The organism is Ectobacillus soli (assembly GCF_042610425.1).
Taxonomy (GTDB): domain Bacteria; phylum Bacillota; class Bacilli; order Bacillales; family Bacillaceae_G; genus Ectobacillus.
Genome location: NZ_JBGJZM010000014.1, coordinates 1 through 731 on the forward strand (window position 1 = coordinate 1; position 731 = coordinate 731).

Here is a 731-nt window from a genome sequence, read left to right on the forward strand (position 1 = left end):
CGATAGTGAACCAGTACCGTGAGGGAAAGGTGAAAAGCACCCCGGAAGGGGAGTGAAAGAGATCCTGAAACCGTGTGCCTACAAGTAGTCAGAGCCCATTTACGGGTGATGGCGTGCCTTTTGTAGAATGAACCGGCGAGTTACGATCTCGTGCAAGGTTAAGTCGAAGAGACGGAGCCGTAGCGAAAGCGAGTCTGAATAGGGCGTTTTGAGTACGCGGTCGTAGACCCGAAACCAAGTGATCTACCCATGTCCAGGGTGAAGTTCAGGTAACACTGAATGGAGGCCCGAACCCACGCACGTTGAAAAGTGCGGGGATGAGGTGTGGGTAGCGGAGAAATTCCAATCGAACTTGGAAATAGCTGGTTCTCCCCGAAATAGCTTTAGGGCTAGCCTCAAGTGTGAGAGTCTTGGAGGTAGAGCACTGATTGAACGCGGGGTCCTTACCGGACTACCAAATTCAGTCAAACTCCGAATGCCAATGACTTATCCTTGGGAGTCAGACTACGAGTGATAAGATCCGTGGTCAAAAGGGAAACAGCCCAGACCGCCAGCTAAGGTCCCCAAATATACGTTAAGTGGAAAAGGATGTGGAGTTGCCCAGACAACTAGGATGTTGGCTCAGAAGCAGCCACCATTTAAAGAGTGCGTAATAGCTCACTAGTCGAGTGACTCTGCGCCGAAAATGTACCGGGGCTAAACGTATTACCGAAGCTGCGGATTGATACCTA

Annotated in this window: 1 rRNA gene; it reads left to right on the forward strand. The window is 50.8% G+C overall.

Features of this window, described 5'->3' with window-relative positions:
* Window positions 1–731 (forward strand): 23S ribosomal RNA (locus ACAN53_RS18075); the annotation flags it as partial.